Here is a 17,378-nt window from a genome sequence, read left to right on the forward strand (position 1 = left end):
ATTTTGGCTAAGTTGTCGTATCATTGGCGGTTAGTATTGGCTTTGCTAGTAGCTTAGTTCTGGGCTTAAAGAAGAGCTTAGTTCTGGGCCCAATTCTGGGCGTAAAGATTGTGAGCCATGGCATTAGTGCAGCGCCGCTTAATTGCCAATACACCGCGATTGCCTTATTTTAGGGGCACTATTTTTAGGTCATGATTTTAAAATCACTTTTTACAGTGCTTTTTTAAGGTCTGTGGCCCTCTTGGATTGTTTTCTCTTTGTCCTGTAGAAGGCTTCTGCAGCTTAGATAAGACGCTCCCGTTTGCATAAGGAATGAAATGGCAAGCTTGATTCGTATTGTGCTGATTGATACGCACCTTCCGGGCGTTGTGGAACTCGCCCTCAATGGCCATACCAACATTTGTGGTACTAACGCCTCGGGTAAGACGACATTACAACGTCTAGTCCCTGTTTTTTATGGCGAATACCCAAGCCGCGTAGTGCCTTCGACCCGCGACAGTTTCGAGCGTTGGTACTTGCCACACGATTCAAGCTACATCATTTACGAATATCAAAAGGCTGATGGCTTACTGTACCAAGCCGTGCTGGCCTCTGCAGGCGATGGTAAGGGCGTTAACTATCGTTTTATCGCCAAAGGTTTTGAGCTAAGCGATTATATTAAATCGCAAAATGGCGACACTATTCTGTGCCACACCATGGCGGAATTAGGCCGTGATTTAAAACGTGCCGGCATCGCTACCACTAACTTGCTCAACACCCGCGAATATCGCGCCATTATTCAAAACGATCGCACCCTATTAAGCACGGGCAGCAACCGCAGCGAACTGCGCGGCTATGCACGCCAATTTGCCCTGTGTGAGGGCGAGCATTCCCTGCGCCACATCGAAAAACTCGCCAAAGCGGTGCACTCCAAAGAAGGCAAGATGGAGACGGTCAAATCCATGATCGCCGCTATTTTGGAGGAAGACGGGGTTAATCCGCCCAGCTCACGCTTAAATCCACAGCGCGTTGAGGCGTGGATCCGTGAAAGCCAACTTATCCAAGGGTTTGAAGTCATTCGCCCTGAGTTTGAAAAACTCGAGCAAGAATTTAACCAACTGCTCAGCGCCGAACTGCGCTTATCAAGCTTGTCCCGTGGTTATCGTAACGATGAAACCTTAGAAGCCGATCGCCAAGATATTCAGCAAACCTTATCTAAAGAGCTGAATTTAAAACTCAGATTGCTCGACGATGAATGGAAAGAGCAGCGCGATGAGCTCAACCTCGATTTATCGGCCGCCAAAGGCGATGTGGCAAAGTGCGAGTACGAACTCGATGCCATTGAAGATCAGCACAGCGCCTTTTTAGATGCCAACATAGAGCAAGCTAAGGCCGATCTTGAGATGCTGCCAAACTGGCGCACCGATGTTGAAAACCTAAGTGAACGCCACAAGCTGCAAACCGAGAAGCACCAAGATATTGAGGCGGCCTACAATGCCCGTCGCAGTAAGATTGGCGAGCAGTTAAACCGCGAGCTAGAAGGTTTGCATGCCGACCAAGACAAGCAGCGCGAAGCCCGCGATAAACAACGTGAAGTCGCGCGCACCGATATCGACGCTTTAGAGTTGCAATGGCGCAACCAAATGGATGCGGGCAAGGCCAGCTTTAGCGAGCAGGAATACCAATTCAAACTCACTGCCGCCGAGCTTAAATTACGGGTCGATGGCGTGACTTACACCGAAGAAGAAAAGCTGAGCCTCGCGATTTTCGACGAACGTATTCACCGCGCCGACGAAGAACAAGAAAGCTGCAATGCCAAGGTCGAGCGCTTAAGCAGCGATGAACGCAAGCTTAGAGCCAAACGTGACCAAGCCAACGAAGCCTTGCGTATCGCCACCTTAAGGGTGAACGAGCGTCAAACTGCGCTGGATGAACTGCACCACATGCTGTTCCCGCAATCCCACACCCTATTGGAGTTTCTGCGTAAGGAAGCTCAAGGTTGGGAGCAAAGTTTAGGTAAAGTGATCGCGCCTGAACTACTGCATCGCACTGATTTACATCCCAGTTTAGTTAGCGAGTCGAGCGAAGCTTTCTTTGGCGTACATTTAGATCTTAAAGCGATCGATGTGCCTGAATATGCCGCCTCTGAGCAAGAGCTGCGTATTCGGTTAAGCAAAGCCGAAGAAGCCCACACTAGCGCCCAAGAAATGCAGGCCGAGGCCGAATCTCAGCTAGTTGCCATTAATGGCGAGTTGGATAATCTCAGCCGTGAACTTACTTTTGCCCGCACAGCGTATAAAAATAGCCGTGACGATCTGCGTCGCCTATTCGATGAAAAGCGCAGTGAGCAAGATAAAATCAACAAAGCATTGAGCGAGCGCAAAGCCCATGCGGAACAAAGACTGACCCAGCTGGATGGCGAGCTGAAACAGCTTAAACATCAGCACGAACTCTGGCTCGAAGAGCAAAAAGAGCAAGCGCTCGAAGCGCGCATGGAAAAACAAGCCTATTGGCAGGAAGTGATCGGCGCGCTCGACAATCAACTCGGCCAAATTAAAGCGACCATTGAAGGCCGCCGCGAAAGTGCCAAAATTGAGCAGAAAGCCTGCGAGACCTGGTACAAAAACGAGCTTAAATCCCGCGGTGTGGATGAGGAGAATATCCTCAAACTCAAGCAACAAATTCGCGAGTTAGAAACCAAAATTAGCCGCGCTGAGCAGCGTCGCAGCGACGTACTGCGCTTTGACGATTGGTATCAACACACTTGGTTGATGCGTAAACCTAAACTGCAAACTCAGCTTAGCGATGTGAAGCGCGCGGTCTCGGAAATCGATCAACAGCTTAAGGCCAAAACTCAAGATGTTAAAGCTCGCCGTCAACAACTCGAAACCGAACGTAAAGCGTCCGATGCGGCGCAGGTTGAAGCCTCCGAAAACTTAACGAAGTTACGTGCCGTAATGCGTAAACTCGCCGAGCTTAAGTTGCCGACCAATAATGAAGAAGCCCAAGGTAGCCTAGGCGAGCGTCTGCGCCAAGGTGAAGATTTGCTGCTGAAACGCGATTACTTGATGGGTTCGGTGAAGCAATATGTAGAGCATTTCGACTCAGTGATCGCCAGCAAGTCAGGTTCGGGCCTTGCGGAAACCTGGGAGCGTGCCCGCGAAGAATCGAGCTTTATCAACGACAAAGGCATTCGTCTGCTGGATTACCGCAAGTTAGTGCCACAGCTTGAGCAATTGCTGAACGTGATAGTGCCGCAGTCGATTACTGCGCTGCGTGAGCAAGGACGAATTTTCGGCGTCGACTTAACTGCCTTCTATGATGTATTAGCCGATATCGACCGTCGCATCGCGTCCCAAAGTGCGCGTATTACCCGCGAAGTGGGTGAAGAGTTATTCCTCGAGGGCGTGTCTGAATCGGCGGTACGTATTCGTTCGCGCATCAGCGAGTTAGAGTTCTGGCCTGAGCTTGAACAGTTCGTCAAAGCCTTTAAACATTGGAAAGCCGATGGCTTTAATGGCTTGCCCGATGAGGATTACACCAACAGTATGCGCCGCGCCTTAGACATTATCGGCCGCGCCGCGTTAACGGGGGGCATCTCTAAGTTGCTGGAAATCGAGCTGCGTCTTAAAGAAGGTAACAGCGATCTGATTATCCGCACCGACAGACAGCTTAACGAATCCTCAAGCCACGGTATGGCATATCTGATTTTGTGTAAGTTCCTGTTGGCATTCACGCGCTTGCTGCGTGGCCGCGCCGATGTGACCATTCACTGGCCAATTGATGAGCTGGGCACTTTGCACCATACCAACGTGAAGAAGATTTTCGACGCCTGCGAAAACAACAACATTTGTGTGCTGGGTGCCTTCCCGAATCCTGAGTCTGAGGTGCTGAACTTGTTCGCCAACCGTTACATTATCAACAAACAAACCAAGAAGTTGCAGGTGGTAAAACCAAAGGTGAACCCAATTGCCGACATGTTGAATAAGCGTTTGTCGAAGGAGGCCATCTAATGAGCGATGCAACTCAAACCGTATTAGTCGGTACTGGCGCTTTGATTGAGCTGTTACTCAAGGGCGAGTTTATTTGCCGCACTACCAATGAAGAAGGCTGGCGCGCCCTTAAAAATAGCAGCACCCGCGAGCGGGTCGAAGGCTATTTAAACCAGATCAACCGTACCGTGGCGTCCGCCGCCGAAGGCGATGTGTTCTTCTGTGGTTATTTGCAGCTCGGCGATAGCGAACGCAAAGTGATTTCATCGCAGTTTAAAGATATCTGTCAGGCATTGATCCCGCTGGTGGAATGGCTGGTATTAGTGCAAGAAGCCAGTGGCCAAGATGCGCCGCTGAGCGAAGGCGCGCCCGTGCGTTTAACTGAGCTGCAAAGCCGTATCGAAGACACGCCGGCGTTTCGTGAGCAGTTAGCCAAACTCAGCCAATATCGTTTATTTGGCTCGACCAGTACCAACAGCGATGCGCAAATCAAGTTAGTCTTCAAACGCTTAGTCGAACTCGGCTATTTAGTGCGCCCCAATGCGGAGAAGCAAATCTATATCGCCACGGGCAAGCTGGATTATCTGTATGAAGTCATTCGGTTTATCGACGAAACCGAAGGCCTAAGCCTAGAAGCGCAGGCGGAAACGGCGACTCAGCGGGACTTAATCTAATGTTGGCACTGTTAAACCTAGGTAAAAGCTGCGACCAAGGAGGCCGTGATGAGCAGTAACTTACATCAGGCGGGGGTTAAGCTGCTCAAGCAGTTAGGTCGCCATGCTGACATCATCATGGACACCTATTTGGCGGGTTCTCTTAACGAGGATGCTCACGATCCAAGCGTGGTTGAAAAGCTCAAACAGGCCGGCATTTTGTGGCGGCCAGAGCCAGATCAAGAGCTGCGCCTTAAGCGTTCTGTGCGTGCCTTGCTCGAAGAAGGTTTAAGTGACGAGCGCAATCGCCAAATCGACTCTAACGTCGGCTCAGCTTTAGCGACCATTAAAACCTTGGCCGACCACTACAAAGAGGCGCGTCACAGCTCAGATTACAGCGCTGCAGAGGCCTATTTGTCGGATTTGAGTGAGCATGTTTATAGCTTTGCCGACAGTCTGCGTTATTCGATTCGTGTGCTCTGGGGCCGGATCAATAACGAGTTCGGTTATGTCGGTACAATCAACGCAAAGATCCGTGAAAATGAATTAGCCCAAAGCCAAGTCTCTGAATTGCTTAATGGCTTAGAGATGTTCCAGTTTAGTGAGCTTGGCGAAATCGCCGGCGATATCCGAGAGCTGCGCAAACTCTTAGTGACGACTTTGCAGGAAACCATGAGCGACTGCGCCCAGGAACTGAGCGTTGTGCAGGGGCGTTTACTCGAACTCTTAGGTCGCTTCAGGCAAATCCGTGGCCGTACCCGTTTGCTTAAGGGCTGGTTACTCTACACTGACTTGCATCCGGATTATCGGCCTGCGGACCATGTGTCCCACAAGGAAATTCCAAGCCTATTCAATCGCGCTGAAATCTTGCTCGCGCCTGCTGCAGTAGACGTGCACAACGCCAGCCAAGAACTGGAGTTGATGGGCATAGTCGCGCACATTAAAGCTATTAGTCGTCATCCCGTGATTGAAGCGGTGCGTGAGCGAGATGCGTCCGTGTCACTCACCCAAAGTGAAGATTTTGATGTGCCGGATAATCCGCTTAAACAGGCGGTGGATACCTATTTTGTCGATGTTATTGAGTCTGGCCTGCGTCAATCCGCGCTGGAATATCTGGTGGATAAGGCATTGCCTTGGGAAGCCGAGAGCTGGATTTATCAAGTGATTGGCGGCTACGAAGGCCTACCCGATGAACACAAAGCTTATTTTGAGCTTGAGCCATTAGGTGAGCCACATCCCATCTATAGCGGTAACTTTATCATTCGCGATGTTGAGTTATGGCTCGCCTAGGTCAGCAACAACTGCAGCTGTTGGAGAAGGCTTTTATTAAGCGTTCTCCCAAGATTAAGCTCACGGCTAACTGGCGCGCGATTTACCGCGAGTTAGAAGTGGGTGAGTTAGACGAGTCTGAAAAGTATTTGTGTTTTGCGCCCAAAGATTTTGAACTGCTAAGGCAAAGCGTGTTGGCGTTAATGGGGCTTGATTTAAGGCAGCTTGATTTTAATGTCGATCGCATGACTATGTCTGCCAAAAGTCACGATGAAAAGCTCGCTAAGATCCGTCCTGAAGCCGAATACGTTTTGATGAAGTACCTAGGTTTAGAATCTTCACCAACTGGGATTTCAACTCGCACATCACTGCGTATTCCTTTGGATGAAGCACAAAAGCATTGCCATGAACTCAATGTCGCAGCCATCCTAGTGATTGAAAACTTAGATGTATTTGATGTTATCCATCAAGCGCGTTTGCCACAGAATTTAACTCATGTGATGGTTATCTACCGAGGTAGCGGTCATCATTCCCCGATTGGCGTGCGGCATTTTTTGCAAGCGATGGCAGATAAATTACCGATCATTGCCTTTACCGACTTAGATCCCGCAGGGCTACAAATCGCCCATACCTTAATGGGTGTGACCCATTGCCTTGTGCCACAACTTGCGCTGACAGCACCTGCTGAGTTATTGGCAATAGCACAAATTAATTCTACTGATGATTTCGACAAGCAAGCGAAACAGGCTAAATATTTGCAAAATGCCGAGTTAAAGCATTGGCAAAAATTAGCCGTTTGGCTAAATCAACACCGTATTAGTATCAAACAGCAACACCTGCTGGCTCGCGGACTTGAACTAGTGTTAGTGCCATATATTTAGCTGTCATCCCTTTCATCTCTCTGCTTTATAATAATTAACTGGTTTTAAATACTGTTATAAATTTAAATTCAGTTATTAAGTCTGGGTTTTATCTGGCTGTTGTTTCTTATATGTTAAATTTGATGTTATTTGGTGTTTATTTTGTTTATTTATACTGGTTTAAATATATTTTGTTAGTGCTCAAATATTGTGCTTATAAATTTTTTATGGTTTAAAATCAGGTTATTACTATTTTTCTGTGATGGTGTTAACTTAATTCAAGATGAAGAAATGAAATTTATTCATTGAATTAACGGCTAGCATGTTTCACTATCCCCGCCTGAGCCAAAAATGGATTGGCAATTGTGCTCATCATGGAAGATGAATAACAAATAAATGACCTTTCTGGGGAAATCACAAGCATGATGAAATCACTTTCGACGCGGATCTTTATTGGTCTGTTTGCCGGCCTTATTTTCGGCACAATAGTGCAATACTTCTTAAACGATATCGGTTTTTTCTCGGGTAATTTAGTCGAGCTTGCCAGTGGCGTTGGTACTATGTTCGTCAATATGATTATGATGCTGGTGGTGCCACTCGTGTTTGTGAGCATCGTTTGTGGTGTCTGTGAGCTGCAAGATCTCAAAAGTTTTGGCCGCTTGGGCGGTAAGACCTTCGGTTTTTATATCATCAATACTGTCGTCGCAATCGCGACCGCATTATTAGTGGTGCTGCTACTCGAACCCGGTAAAGGTGTAGATATGAGCAGCACGGATGGCGTAGCGATTACAGCAACTGAGCTGCCAAGCCTGATGGCGCTGGTGATCGACATAGTCCCACGTAATCCTGTGACGGCTTTTATGTCAGGTAATATGCTACAAGTGATCTTTATGGCCTTGTTGCTGGGCGGTGTGATTAAGTCCCTTGGGGAGCATGTTGCGGGTGCTGTCCAAGGTTTTCAAACCGCCAATAAAATCATGATGAAATTGATTTCTGTGGTGATGAGTCTTGCGCCCTATGGTGTATTTGCCTTGATGTTTAAACTCGGCGCGACCTTAGATGCAGGTGTGTTTATGAGTGTGGTTGAGTATATGGTGCTGATCCTCGCGCTGCTGCTACTGTGGATTTTTGTGGTTTATCCTATGGCTGTGGGAGTATTTACTCCTATTTCAGCCAAAACCTTCCGCGAGAAGACCCAAGAGCAAGTGCTGTTTTCACTCTCGACCGCAAGCTCAAATGCGACTATTCCCGTGACCATGCGTACTTTAACTGACAAGTTAGGCGTGAACCGTGCCGTTGCTGGTTTTGGTGTACCGCTGGGTGCAACCATGAACATGGGCGGTGTGGCGATTTATATCACTATTGCGATTTTCTTTGTCGCCAATGCTTTTGGCATGCCTATTACCACTGAGCAATTGCCTTCGCTGTTATTTAGTGTCTTCCTATTATCTGTCGGTGCGGGCGGTGTTCCCGGTGGCGGCATGGTGATGATAGGCGTGTTAATCCATCAAATGGGTTTACCGATAGAAGCCTTTGCCATAGTGGCGGCCTTAGATCGGATTATTGATATGGTGCTGACATCCTGTAACGTGGTTGGTGATACTGCGGTGTTGACCATAGTGGATCAAACCGAGAAAGTGCATCAGCTTGAGTCAGCGAAGAGTTAATGTGCCACTAAGTCGTATTCTATAAAAACAAAAGCCACTGAAAACAGTGGCTTTTGTTTTATATTCACTATGCTGGTATTGATGCGTTGCTAGGTTAGCATCAACTATGTTAGCCCATTACTTAGTGCGAGTAATTTTATCCAGATAGCCCATGGCAAAGGCTGATAATACAAAGGTGATGTGTATTAACAGATACCACATGATTTTGTCGTTATCGATATTCTTCACATCCATAAAGATTTTCAGTAGGTGAATAGACGAAATCGCCACAATCGACGCCGCCACTTTGTTTTTCAGTGAGCCAGAATCTAATTTACCCAGCCAACTTAGCTTCTCACTGTCTTCGCCCACATCCAGCTGCGAGACAAAATTCTCGTAGCCAGAAAACATCACCATCACAATCAGGCCGCCCACGAGGGTGATATCAATCAAGGACAGGGTCACCAGCACTAAATCCACTTCAGTCATCTCAAAAATGATCGGCAGAATATGGAAGATCTCTTGGAAGAATTTAATGCCTAAGCCCAATAAAACAAAGCTGAGTCCCAAATAAATTGGCGCCATAATCCAGCGCGATGCATACATTAATTTTTCAAATATTTGTTCCATAATCCATTAAACCCTTTATCTAAAATGCGGTAAAAAAATCGAGTCACTAATGACTAAAACAGTAACATAATGCACTTTATGCGCGCTATTACCCAATCACAATGGCGTGAGTTATATGCTGTTATTGTGTTTTTTTTGTAACCTCTGTGGTTATTTAAACCCTATGTTAGGTGTTAGTAGCGCCACATCGTTTAATTTGCACTGCCTTTGATATGTCTGATCGTCGCTTTTTTCAACCTAATACCAAGCAAATTCAGCCATGGATGATCATTTTTCTCGGCATTTTAGGGCTTTGATGAAGGAAGTGACATTTGTCATCCTAGATTGCTGACAACTCACACTGCCGTGATGGACATTTTACGCAGATACTTAAGTCATCTAAACAAGGAGGCTTAATCATGCAACATAAATCACTGGACCAACAATTAATCGAATACCGTCAACAACGTGCTTTAGCTATGCCTTTATCCGGCATGATTGTGTGGAGCTTATTGTTTGTATTGAGCTTTGTATTACCTCCTTCGCAGTTGGTGATGGCGGTCTTTATCGGCACGGGTTCTATTATCTACCTTGCCATGGGTATTTCGCGGCTGACGGGCGAGAATATCTCGTTTAAGAAAAGCGCTGAGCGTAATTGGTTTGAGACTGTGTTTCTCGCTGCGATGGGGATGAGTTTTTTAACCTTTAGTATCAGTATTCCCTTTTTTATGGAAAATTATCTGGCTTTGCCTTTCGCCCTTGCGGTGCAAACAGGTTTAATGTGGTTAGTCCACGGTGTTTTAGCTGCGCAAAAGGTGGCCATAGTGCATGCGATAGTGCGCACCTTAGCCTGTGTGGCAGCTTTCATGCTCTGGCCCGAGCTGAGCTTTCAAATTCAGCCTCTAATCGTGGTGTTTTGTTATGGTTTTTCAATTCCTGTGATGCAGCGCCGTTGGAAGATTCAGCAAAATCTGTGTGCTAGCAATTAGTGGGTTATCTTTGGGATATTGTGTAGATTTTGGCTTTGCGGCCTAATGGCCGAGGTGAATCAAAGTCGTGGGGCTTCACACCTGACGCTTAATCAAGAGTCTAACAAGGTGATCTCGCCCTAGATCGATTTGTATGTCTGCCAGCGCACAGAGCTCAAACTGGTGTTATTGCATTATGGTTATTACCCTGCACTTTTTGCAGTGTGAAGGAGCTTATAATGCAAACCATGAAACTTACGTTCGTTACCGCTGGTGTTGTACTCGTTGGTAGTTTGCTGCTTAACGGTTGTGATAGTGGCAATGTGAATACTCAAACAGGTACACCAGACTTAACTGTAACAACCGAGGATGGTACTGGTGATGATATTAAAATTGCCACAGCAGTTAATACTGCGTTGATCGCTGATCAGCAGCTACAAAATTTAGATATTCAGATAGAAACCCGCAAGGGCGATGTCACCATTTCCGGCAATGTAAATAGCCAAGCTCAGAAAGATCAAGCTGAACGGGTGACGGCAGCAACCTCTGGTGTGCACTCGGTAAATAATCGGTTGGAAGTAAAATAGCAATGTCAGTAAAGCTGCCTGTTTGATGTATTCAATTGACAGACGACAAACAGGAGCGGCAGCTCTTATCTGGCTTTAATTCACCGCTTATGCCACAAAATACCAATCCCCGCCAACCATGCTGCGGGGCGTTGGCCTTCTTGATTTATAAAATATGTGAATCTTGCCGCGCTCTCTCATGTGCATCCGTACACTTCACGATATTCAAGCTATCTTTTTAATAAGTTGTCTTCAATGCACTTCAGTAACTTGTAGGGGATTGGTGTATTTCTGGAGCTTAGGAGTTGGCGGTTCATTTTAAAGAAATTATGTGTGTATCATTTTCGGTATGAACACTAAGCACCTTTAATCGACATTACATGCTTACAACTTAGCCATTGGATGAATTGCCTCACTGTAAGCTTTACCCTTACACCATTTTCCACTTTGATGCCGCTTCTTAAAATCACACATGGCATCCCAACGACCGCTTATGCCACTGTATTGACGACGAAACTCTTTAGCTGAAGTCAACCAAGCATCGGATGCAATCCCTAATTCATTAAGCAGTTTTGGTCGCCGATTATCGAGATAACCTTTTTTATCATGGCGAATGGTTCGGCCTGTCCAATCGATAAGTTCAAGATAATCAGCAAACTGAAACGGAATACCCGTTTGCACATTAAGGTGTGTAGCACCCTCAAATTTGACAAGGGATTTGTGCATTGTTTGATTATTACCGGAGGGTTTAGCTTGTTGATTCGGGATCGTTAACGCACTAGTGGACAAATTAAGTGAGTTAATCCTTTCTTGAATCGATGTAAAATCAGAGGATTGCAAGGAGTTGGCAATTCCTGCTCGAATAGGGTTTAAGTCCACATACATCATACAAGCCAGTAATGCTTGCTCATCCAATAACGCTTGTGACTTAAAACGACCCTCCCAAAACGCACCTTTACACTCATCCTCACGATTCGCCTTACGGGCAATTTCTTCATTTAAACAGCGCATAAACCAGCTAATACTACTTAATCGTTCATGCCACTCTGCAAGTAAGCCATCAAGTAACATGACTTCACCATCGACTAAGGTTTCATCATTCATATACTTAGCCGCGACAGCATGACCTTTAGTGATTTGGCACCAGCGACTGATAATGTCTTTTTTCGCTAAAGATTTCGCCTTCTCTACATCAATTTTAAGCACTAAATGATAGTGGTTATTCATCACAGCATAAGCGCAAATATCAATACAAAAAATCGACGATAACGCTTTGATTTTATCTATAATCCAGCAACGTCTATGCTCATAACTACGACCAGTGAGCTTATCCTCTCCACACAAAAAAGCCCTTCTCACACAGCGATTTATCACATGGTAGAAAGGCGTCGTATTGGCATCAATTAACTGTCTTCTGGCCGAGGTCATCACAAACTCCACTAAGACAAAATCAGGATAATTTAAAGCTTAGTTTAGAGAGTAAGAAAATACAAAAAGATGTGGCTGTCCCCGCTTTTGTCCCCGCTTTTGCCCGTTAGATCTAGCTTCCGAAGAGAACGGTAATTGCTGCACCAATAGCTCCTCCTGAAATAGCTGCCAATAGCACTACAAACAACTCCATCGACTTGTAATTTCTATTTTGAAAGTGACTAACAATTTCTGATGTCTCTTTAATAGGATAAACGGTTAAATTCTCTAGTACTTCATCAACGAACGCTTTCAAGTAAATATTATGCTTCTCAGTTTTATAAATACTGAAGTAATCTTGTTCGTAAATGTTTTTATAGTATATTTTCTGACCTTTAAATAAACCTATATCCAAATAAAGTCTGCTTAATAATCGTGGTTTTTTGGAATACCTATCTTTAAGCGTTTTTTTATGACTTTCATCTTCGATTTCAAGGAGTTTATATAAGCTATTTTGTATTGAATCCCAGTCAGAAGATTGCTTAGCGAGCATAACCTTTAGCTGATAGAAGAAAGCGATTTCGCTCGAAACATCTGAAATTAACTCTTCGAAAGCAAGGTCTTCTGATTCATATTTACTACCAAGGTAAGAAAATATTAATTTATCATAACCCATTAATTTTATATGGTTTAGTTCAAAGTTTGAAGACATGCTTGGAGTGGTATCCTCGTTCTCACTTAAGAAAAAATCAGCGTGAAATGGAGAAGGGCCCACATAGTCAAGTTGTAGGACCTTTCCGGTTGAGTCGAACTCTCGCTTTAAGTATTCCCTAACTATTTGAATTGCGGTAGAAGGTGAAGAGTTTTCACCAGCTCCGATAAGCTCTATAACGGTAAAAGGTCCATACCAATCATGTTTAAACACTATTCTGAAGTGTTCAGTTTCGGTATGAATATAGTTTTGATCTTCATTAATTACTTCCGCTTGTATTCTTCGAGGTAGGTAAAGATTAAATGAGAGCTCAAAAAATGGAATATGTGGATGGCAAGGGTCACCATCATTCATATGAGTACTTTCTGAGATGCTGATCTTTTCGTCTTTTACATCTTTATCAAAGTCGAGTTCAACATCGCTAACATTAGAAAGTCTTTCTAAAGATGCTCTAACTTCGTCAATATACTCTTGGACTGTAATTTTTTCTTCTACACCGCCCTTAAAAGAAAAGTGTAGGCAGCCAATGCCAAATGCCTTCATACATAGTCCTGTTCGATTGGTGTTATAACGTCTTAGTATTTATACGCTGTGCTGTTTGCAAAGCATAAATCGTTTGTTGGACTTGGCAGCTACCACATCCATGTAAATTGTTATAAATGATGCTATAGGAATTTGCTTTTTTGCGGTAGCAGTTTTTATACAGTTTGGCAGGTAATTACTTGATATCGTTTTAGCTTTATCATTCTTTCTGGTTCACTTTTCTCTGCGAAGTTGCTGTGAGCCATTGGAGTAAATCGTTCGAAAGATGGTACAGGCACAAATCTCTGGGGATTAATAGCTCGCACAGTGGTTACAGAAGTTCACGTTCCCCCACGACTTTGATTCATCTCGTCCGACAGGCCGCATAAACTCCAAATGTGAAACCCATCGCTAAAACTTTACAGATCCCTGATTTCGCAATCACAACCCAAAATGTCGCATTACGCGACAACAAAAAAGCCACTGTGGTCAGTGGCTTTTATCCTAAAAATCAAAATCTAAGCGATTCGGCTTACTCTATATTTGGCTCTTCGCTGTAATCGATACCGTGGTAGCTCAGGCAAGCGTCGACTTCGTTGCTGCTGCCTAGGATGACGGCAACACGTTGGTGAATTTGTGTTGGTTGAATATCCAAAATGGTTTCATAACCGGTATAAGCCTTACCGCCAGCTTGTTCGACTAAGAAGGCCATTGGGTTGGCTTCGTACATCAAGCGCAGTTTGTACGGTTTTTTAGGATCTTTATTGTCGGTTGGGTAAGTGAAAATACCGCCACGAGATAGCACGCGGTGTACATCGCCAACCATGGCCGCAATCCAGCGCATGTTGAATGATTTTTCGCGTGGGCCAATTTTACCGAGCAGTAAATCGGCAATATAGGTTTGCATTGGCGCTTCCCAAAAACGCTGGTTCGACATATTAATGGCAAATTCGGCTGTGTCTGGGCTAATGCTCATGGCGGCATTCGTCAGTAAAAACTCATTGGTTTCTGGGTGCAAAGTAAAGAGTTGCACGCCTTGGCCTGTGGTTAATGCCAGCATGGTTGATGGACCATAAAGTACATAACCTGCGGCTAATTGTGCGCGGCCAGATTGTAAAAAACTAGTTTCAGTCAGCTCGCCAGCAGGGGCGGGCAGGACGGAGAAAATGGTGCCGACTAATGAGTTAATATCGATATTAGATGAACCATCAAGTGGATCGAAACACACCAGATATTGACCATTTCGGCTGACTTCAACCACATGATCTTCTTCTTCCGACGCCAAACCGCGCACTGTACCGTCAGCTTTTAAGGCATCTTTGAGCATGTCGTTGGTGATGATATCCAGTTTTTTCTGGGTTTCACCTTGGACGTTTTCTTGCTCAGTCGCGCCTAACACGCCCGCAAGTGCACCGTGGCGAACGGCATGGCTAATGGCTTTTGAGGTGTCGGCTAAGGTTAAAATTAGGTGGGAGAGGGAGTCGTTCACTGCCTGTGAGGTCAGGTGCTGGGCCAGAGTCTGCATGTTATGTCCTTTAGAGGTTCAACAATGAGGTCAATTTCGTTATTTGCCGCGAATGATAACTCAGTTAGTCGACAATTTCAGCGATGTTGCTGATGCTTTTAGCGAATATTAGGGCTTTTTGGGATTATTTGGATTGGGCTTGGCGCAAGGGCCTAATTTGTATCGGCATATTGCATGCTATTTCTATTTAGGGTTTGCCTCTGGCACAATGTCGGCTTGTTTTTAATCGCTGACATCTTAGGCGATTATGTTTCCAAGGAATAATAATGATTAAAAATAGGTTAACTTGGTTCCCTGCGTGCTCACTTAAGGTGCGCGCCGTTCCCCTACTGATAGCGAGCCAAATGGCCATGATTTCGACAGCTATGTTTTCAATTACCCCAGCTTTTGCAATGGAAGGCGGCAAACTGCCACTGACGATTGAGCGAATGAATGCCTCGCCCGCATTAGCGGGCACCAGTCCTCGTGGTTTGAAACTGTCACCCGATGGTCAGCGCGTCACTTATCTTGCGGGCCGTAAAGACAATCAAAACTTTTATGATCTCTGGCAGATGGATGTAAAGACGGGAAAATCTAGCCTATTGCTCAATGCAGATAAGTTGGCAAGCAATGAATTATCCGATGAAGAAAAGGCCCGCCGCGAACGCCAACGTATTTATGGTGAAGGCATTATGGAGTACTTCTGGGCCGATGATAGCCAAGCGCTATTAATTCCGGCTGCTGGTAATCTGTATTATTTTTCATTAGTGGATAACAGTGTCAGCCAACTTCCCATTGGCGAAGGGTTTGCCACAGATGCGCGCCTATCACCCAAGGGACATTTTGTGTCTTTCGTGCGGGACCAAAATTTGTATGTGTTAGATCTGGCAACCAGAAAACTCCAAGCTATGACAACCGATGGCGGCGGGGCGATTAAAAATGCCATGGCCGAGTTTGTCGCTCAGGAGGAAATGGATCGCATGACGGGTTATTGGTGGGCGCCCGATGAATCGGCTATCGCCTTCACCCGTATTGATGAGTCCGGTGTCGAGCAAGTAACCCGTAACGAAATCTATGCTGACGGTATTAAACTTACTGAGCAGCGCTATCCCTATGCCGGCAAAAACAATGTCGACATCGCCCTCGGTGTGGTCACGTTAAAAGATAAGGCTATCAATTGGGTGAAGCTGCGCGAAGATCATAGCGATGAGAATAGCGAAGACAAGAGCAAAGATATTTACCTGCCGCGGGTCGATTGGTTGCCCGATAGCAAATATTTGTCGTTCCAGTGGCAGAGTCGCGATCAACATAAGCTAGATTTGCAACTGGTGGCGTTAGATTCACTGACTAAGCCAAAAACCTTAGTGAAAGAACGCAGTAACGCTTGGGTGAACCTCAATAACGATCTGCACTTCTTAAAGCAGCAGTCTGCCTTTATTTGGGCGTCTGAGCGTGACGGCTTTAATCATCTGTATCTTTTTGACTTAAAAGGCAAACTTAAAACCCAATTGACTCAGGGCGAGTGGGCTGTCGATGCGTTGGAATACATAGATGAAACCGCAGGTTGGGTATATTTCACTGGCCGCAAAGATACGCCAATCGAGAAACAACTTTATCGCATGCCTTTAGCGGGTGGCAAGGTTGAGCGGGTAAGCAAGCAAGCGGGCATGCACGATCCTGTGTTTGCCGACAATCAAAGTGTGTATCTGGATTATTTCAATAGCTTATCTCAGCCACCGCAGATCAGTTTACACGGTGACAAGGGCCAACAACTGGCTTGGGTTGAGCAAAATGAAGTCAAGCAAGGCCATCCTTTATATGACTATGCGGGTCTGTGGCAAATCCCTGAATTTGGTGAACTGAAAGCCGAAGATGGCCAAGTGTTACAAACCCGTTTATTCAAACCTGTTCCCTTCGATGCGAGCAAGAAATACCCTGTCGTAGTGCGGGTTTACGGTGGGCCGCACGCACAGTTAGTGACCAACAGTTGGAGCGAGCAGGACTACTTTACCCAGTATCTGGTGCAACAAGGCTATGTGGTGTTCCAGTTGGATAACCGCGGCAGCGCCCACAGGGGCACAAAGTTTGAGCAAGTGATTTACCGTCATTTGGGTGAAGCTGAAGTCAAGGATCAAAAAGTGGGAGTGGACTATTTACGAAGTCTGCCATTTGTCGATGCCGATAATGTAGCGATTTACGGCCACAGCTACGGCGGTTACATGGCCTTGATGAGTTTATTTAAGGCGCCGGATTACTTTAAAGCCGCGATTTCGGGTGCACCTGTAACCGACTGGCGCTTATATGACACCCATTATACTGAGCGTTACTTAGCCCATCCTGAGGGGAATGAAAAAGGTTATGAAGCCAGCAGTGTGTTCCCTTATGTGAAAAACTATCAAGCGGGTTTGTTGATGTATCACGGCATGGCCGATGATAACGTCTTGTTTGAAAACAGCACTCGGGTTTATAAGGCGTTGCAGGATGAGGGCAAACTGTTCCAGATGATCGATTATCCTGGATCTAAACATTCGATGCGTGGCGAGAAAGTGCGTAATCACTTATATCGCTCACTGGCAGATTTCCTCGATAGGCAGTTGAAAAACGCCAAATAGCAGGCATAAAAAAACCAGATCCTAGGATCTGGTTTTTTGTGAATCGATTTTTATCAAACCAATTAATGCGGATGTCGCT

Annotated in this window: 12 protein-coding genes; 8 read left to right on the forward strand and 4 right to left on the reverse strand. The window is 45.6% G+C overall.

Features of this window, described 5'->3' with window-relative positions; translation table 11 throughout:
• Nucleotides 1–317: 317 nt before the first annotated feature.
• The 5 genes from KO531_RS10150 (at nt 318) to KO531_RS10170 (ending at nt 8,420) form a co-directional block, all read left to right on the forward strand.
• A complete protein-coding gene (locus KO531_RS10150) occupies nt 318–3,992 on the forward strand; it encodes an ATP-binding protein (protein WP_219251074.1) in 3,675 nt (1,224 codons plus the stop codon).
• On the forward strand, nt 3,992–4,645 hold the full coding sequence (locus KO531_RS10155) for a hypothetical protein (RefSeq protein ID WP_071939957.1): 654 nt from the start codon (nt 3,992–3,994) through the stop codon (nt 4,643–4,645). Before KO531_RS10150 ends, KO531_RS10155 begins: the two co-directional genes overlap by 1 nt.
• Before the next feature lie 48 nt (nt 4,646–4,693).
• A complete protein-coding gene (locus KO531_RS10160) occupies nt 4,694–5,914 on the forward strand; it encodes a phosphoenolpyruvate carboxylase (RefSeq protein WP_107403642.1) in 1,221 nt (406 codons plus the stop codon).
• Nucleotides 5,902–6,774 carry a Wadjet anti-phage system protein JetD domain-containing protein gene (locus tag KO531_RS10165; protein ID WP_219251076.1) on the forward strand — a complete coding sequence of 291 codons (873 nt, stop codon included), beginning with the start codon at nt 5,902–5,904 and terminating at the stop codon, nt 6,772–6,774. The genes KO531_RS10160 and KO531_RS10165 overlap by 13 nt, the downstream gene beginning before the upstream one ends.
• Before the next feature lie 401 nt (nt 6,775–7,175).
• Nucleotides 7,176–8,420 (forward strand): dicarboxylate/amino acid:cation symporter, encoded by a 1,245-nt coding sequence (locus tag KO531_RS10170; RefSeq protein WP_219251077.1) that lies wholly within the window; start codon nt 7,176–7,178, stop codon nt 8,418–8,420.
• A 117-nt stretch (nt 8,421–8,537) separates the two neighbouring features.
• Here the strand turns inward: KO531_RS10170 and KO531_RS10175 are convergent, their stop codons facing one another.
• The gene (locus KO531_RS10175) at nt 8,538–9,029 is read right to left on the reverse strand and encodes a TIGR00645 family protein (RefSeq protein WP_105250244.1); all 492 of its coding nucleotides are present in this window, start codon (nt 9,027–9,029) and stop codon (nt 8,538–8,540) included.
• A 398-nt stretch (nt 9,030–9,427) separates the two neighbouring features.
• Between KO531_RS10175 and KO531_RS10180 the strand changes: the two genes are divergently transcribed.
• Together KO531_RS10180 and KO531_RS10185 are read left to right on the forward strand one after the other, a co-directional pair.
• Nucleotides 9,428–9,997 (forward strand): hypothetical protein, encoded by a 570-nt coding sequence (locus KO531_RS10180; RefSeq protein ID WP_131525496.1) that lies wholly within the window; start codon nt 9,428–9,430, stop codon nt 9,995–9,997.
• A gap of 218 nt (nt 9,998–10,215) precedes the next feature.
• A complete protein-coding gene (locus KO531_RS10185; protein WP_105250242.1) occupies nt 10,216–10,563 on the forward strand; it encodes a BON domain-containing protein in 348 nt (115 codons plus the stop codon).
• 363 nt (nt 10,564–10,926) lie between these two features.
• Here KO531_RS10185 and KO531_RS10190 read toward each other — a convergent pair whose 3' ends face one another.
• The 3 genes from KO531_RS10190 to KO531_RS10200 form a co-directional block, all read right to left on the reverse strand.
• Nucleotides 10,927–11,970, reverse strand: a complete 1,044-nt coding sequence (locus KO531_RS10190) for a transposase (protein WP_219251079.1) — start codon at nt 11,968–11,970, stop codon at nt 10,927–10,929.
• A 112-nt stretch (nt 11,971–12,082) separates the two neighbouring features.
• Complete coding sequence (locus KO531_RS10195) at nt 12,083–13,204, reverse strand: hypothetical protein (RefSeq protein ID WP_219251081.1); 1,122 nt, start codon at nt 13,202–13,204, stop codon at nt 12,083–12,085.
• Between the two features lie 511 nt (nt 13,205–13,715).
• Complete coding sequence (locus KO531_RS10200) at nt 13,716–14,708, reverse strand: class 1 fructose-bisphosphatase (RefSeq protein WP_219251083.1); 993 nt, start codon at nt 14,706–14,708, stop codon at nt 13,716–13,718.
• 266 nt (nt 14,709–14,974) lie between these two features.
• Between KO531_RS10200 and KO531_RS10205 the strand changes: the two genes are divergently transcribed.
• A complete protein-coding gene (locus KO531_RS10205) occupies nt 14,975–17,299 on the forward strand; it encodes a S9 family peptidase (RefSeq protein ID WP_219251085.1) in 2,325 nt (774 codons plus the stop codon).
• The last annotated feature ends 79 nt before the right edge of the window (nt 17,300–17,378 follow it).

Origin of the sequence: Shewanella sp. NKUCC06_TVS (assembly GCF_019345515.1) — a bacterium.
Classification (GTDB): Bacteria; Pseudomonadota; Gammaproteobacteria; order Enterobacterales; family Shewanellaceae; genus Shewanella; species Shewanella oncorhynchi.

What these genes read in the sequence shown, in the direction of transcription:
- KO531_RS10155 (WP_071939957.1), top strand. Translation starts at nt 3,992, where the DNA reads ATGAGCGATGCAACTCAAACCGTATTAGTCGGTACTGGCGCTTTGATT.
- KO531_RS10175 (WP_105250244.1), bottom strand. Translation starts at nt 9,029, where the DNA reads ATGGAACAAATATTTGAAAAATTAATGTATGCATCGCGCTGGATTATG.
- KO531_RS10160 (WP_107403642.1), top strand. Translation starts at nt 4,694, where the DNA reads ATGAGCAGTAACTTACATCAGGCGGGGGTTAAGCTGCTCAAGCAGTTA.
- KO531_RS10200 (WP_219251083.1), bottom strand. Translation starts at nt 14,708, where the DNA reads ATGCAGACTCTGGCCCAGCACCTGACCTCACAGGCAGTGAACGACTCC.
- KO531_RS10185 (WP_105250242.1), top strand. Translation starts at nt 10,216, where the DNA reads ATGCAAACCATGAAACTTACGTTCGTTACCGCTGGTGTTGTACTCGTT.
- KO531_RS10205 (WP_219251085.1), top strand. Translation starts at nt 14,975, where the DNA reads ATGATTAAAAATAGGTTAACTTGGTTCCCTGCGTGCTCACTTAAGGTG.
- KO531_RS10190 (WP_219251079.1), bottom strand. Translation starts at nt 11,970, where the DNA reads ATGACCTCGGCCAGAAGACAGTTAATTGATGCCAATACGACGCCTTTC.
- KO531_RS10170 (WP_219251077.1), top strand. Translation starts at nt 7,176, where the DNA reads ATGATGAAATCACTTTCGACGCGGATCTTTATTGGTCTGTTTGCCGGC.
- KO531_RS10195 (WP_219251081.1), bottom strand. Translation starts at nt 13,204, where the DNA reads ATGAAGGCATTTGGCATTGGCTGCCTACACTTTTCTTTTAAGGGCGGT.
- KO531_RS10165 (WP_219251076.1), top strand. Translation starts at nt 5,902, where the DNA reads ATGGCTCGCCTAGGTCAGCAACAACTGCAGCTGTTGGAGAAGGCTTTT.
- KO531_RS10180 (WP_131525496.1), top strand. Translation starts at nt 9,428, where the DNA reads ATGCAACATAAATCACTGGACCAACAATTAATCGAATACCGTCAACAA.
- KO531_RS10150 (WP_219251074.1), top strand. Translation starts at nt 318, where the DNA reads ATGGCAAGCTTGATTCGTATTGTGCTGATTGATACGCACCTTCCGGGC.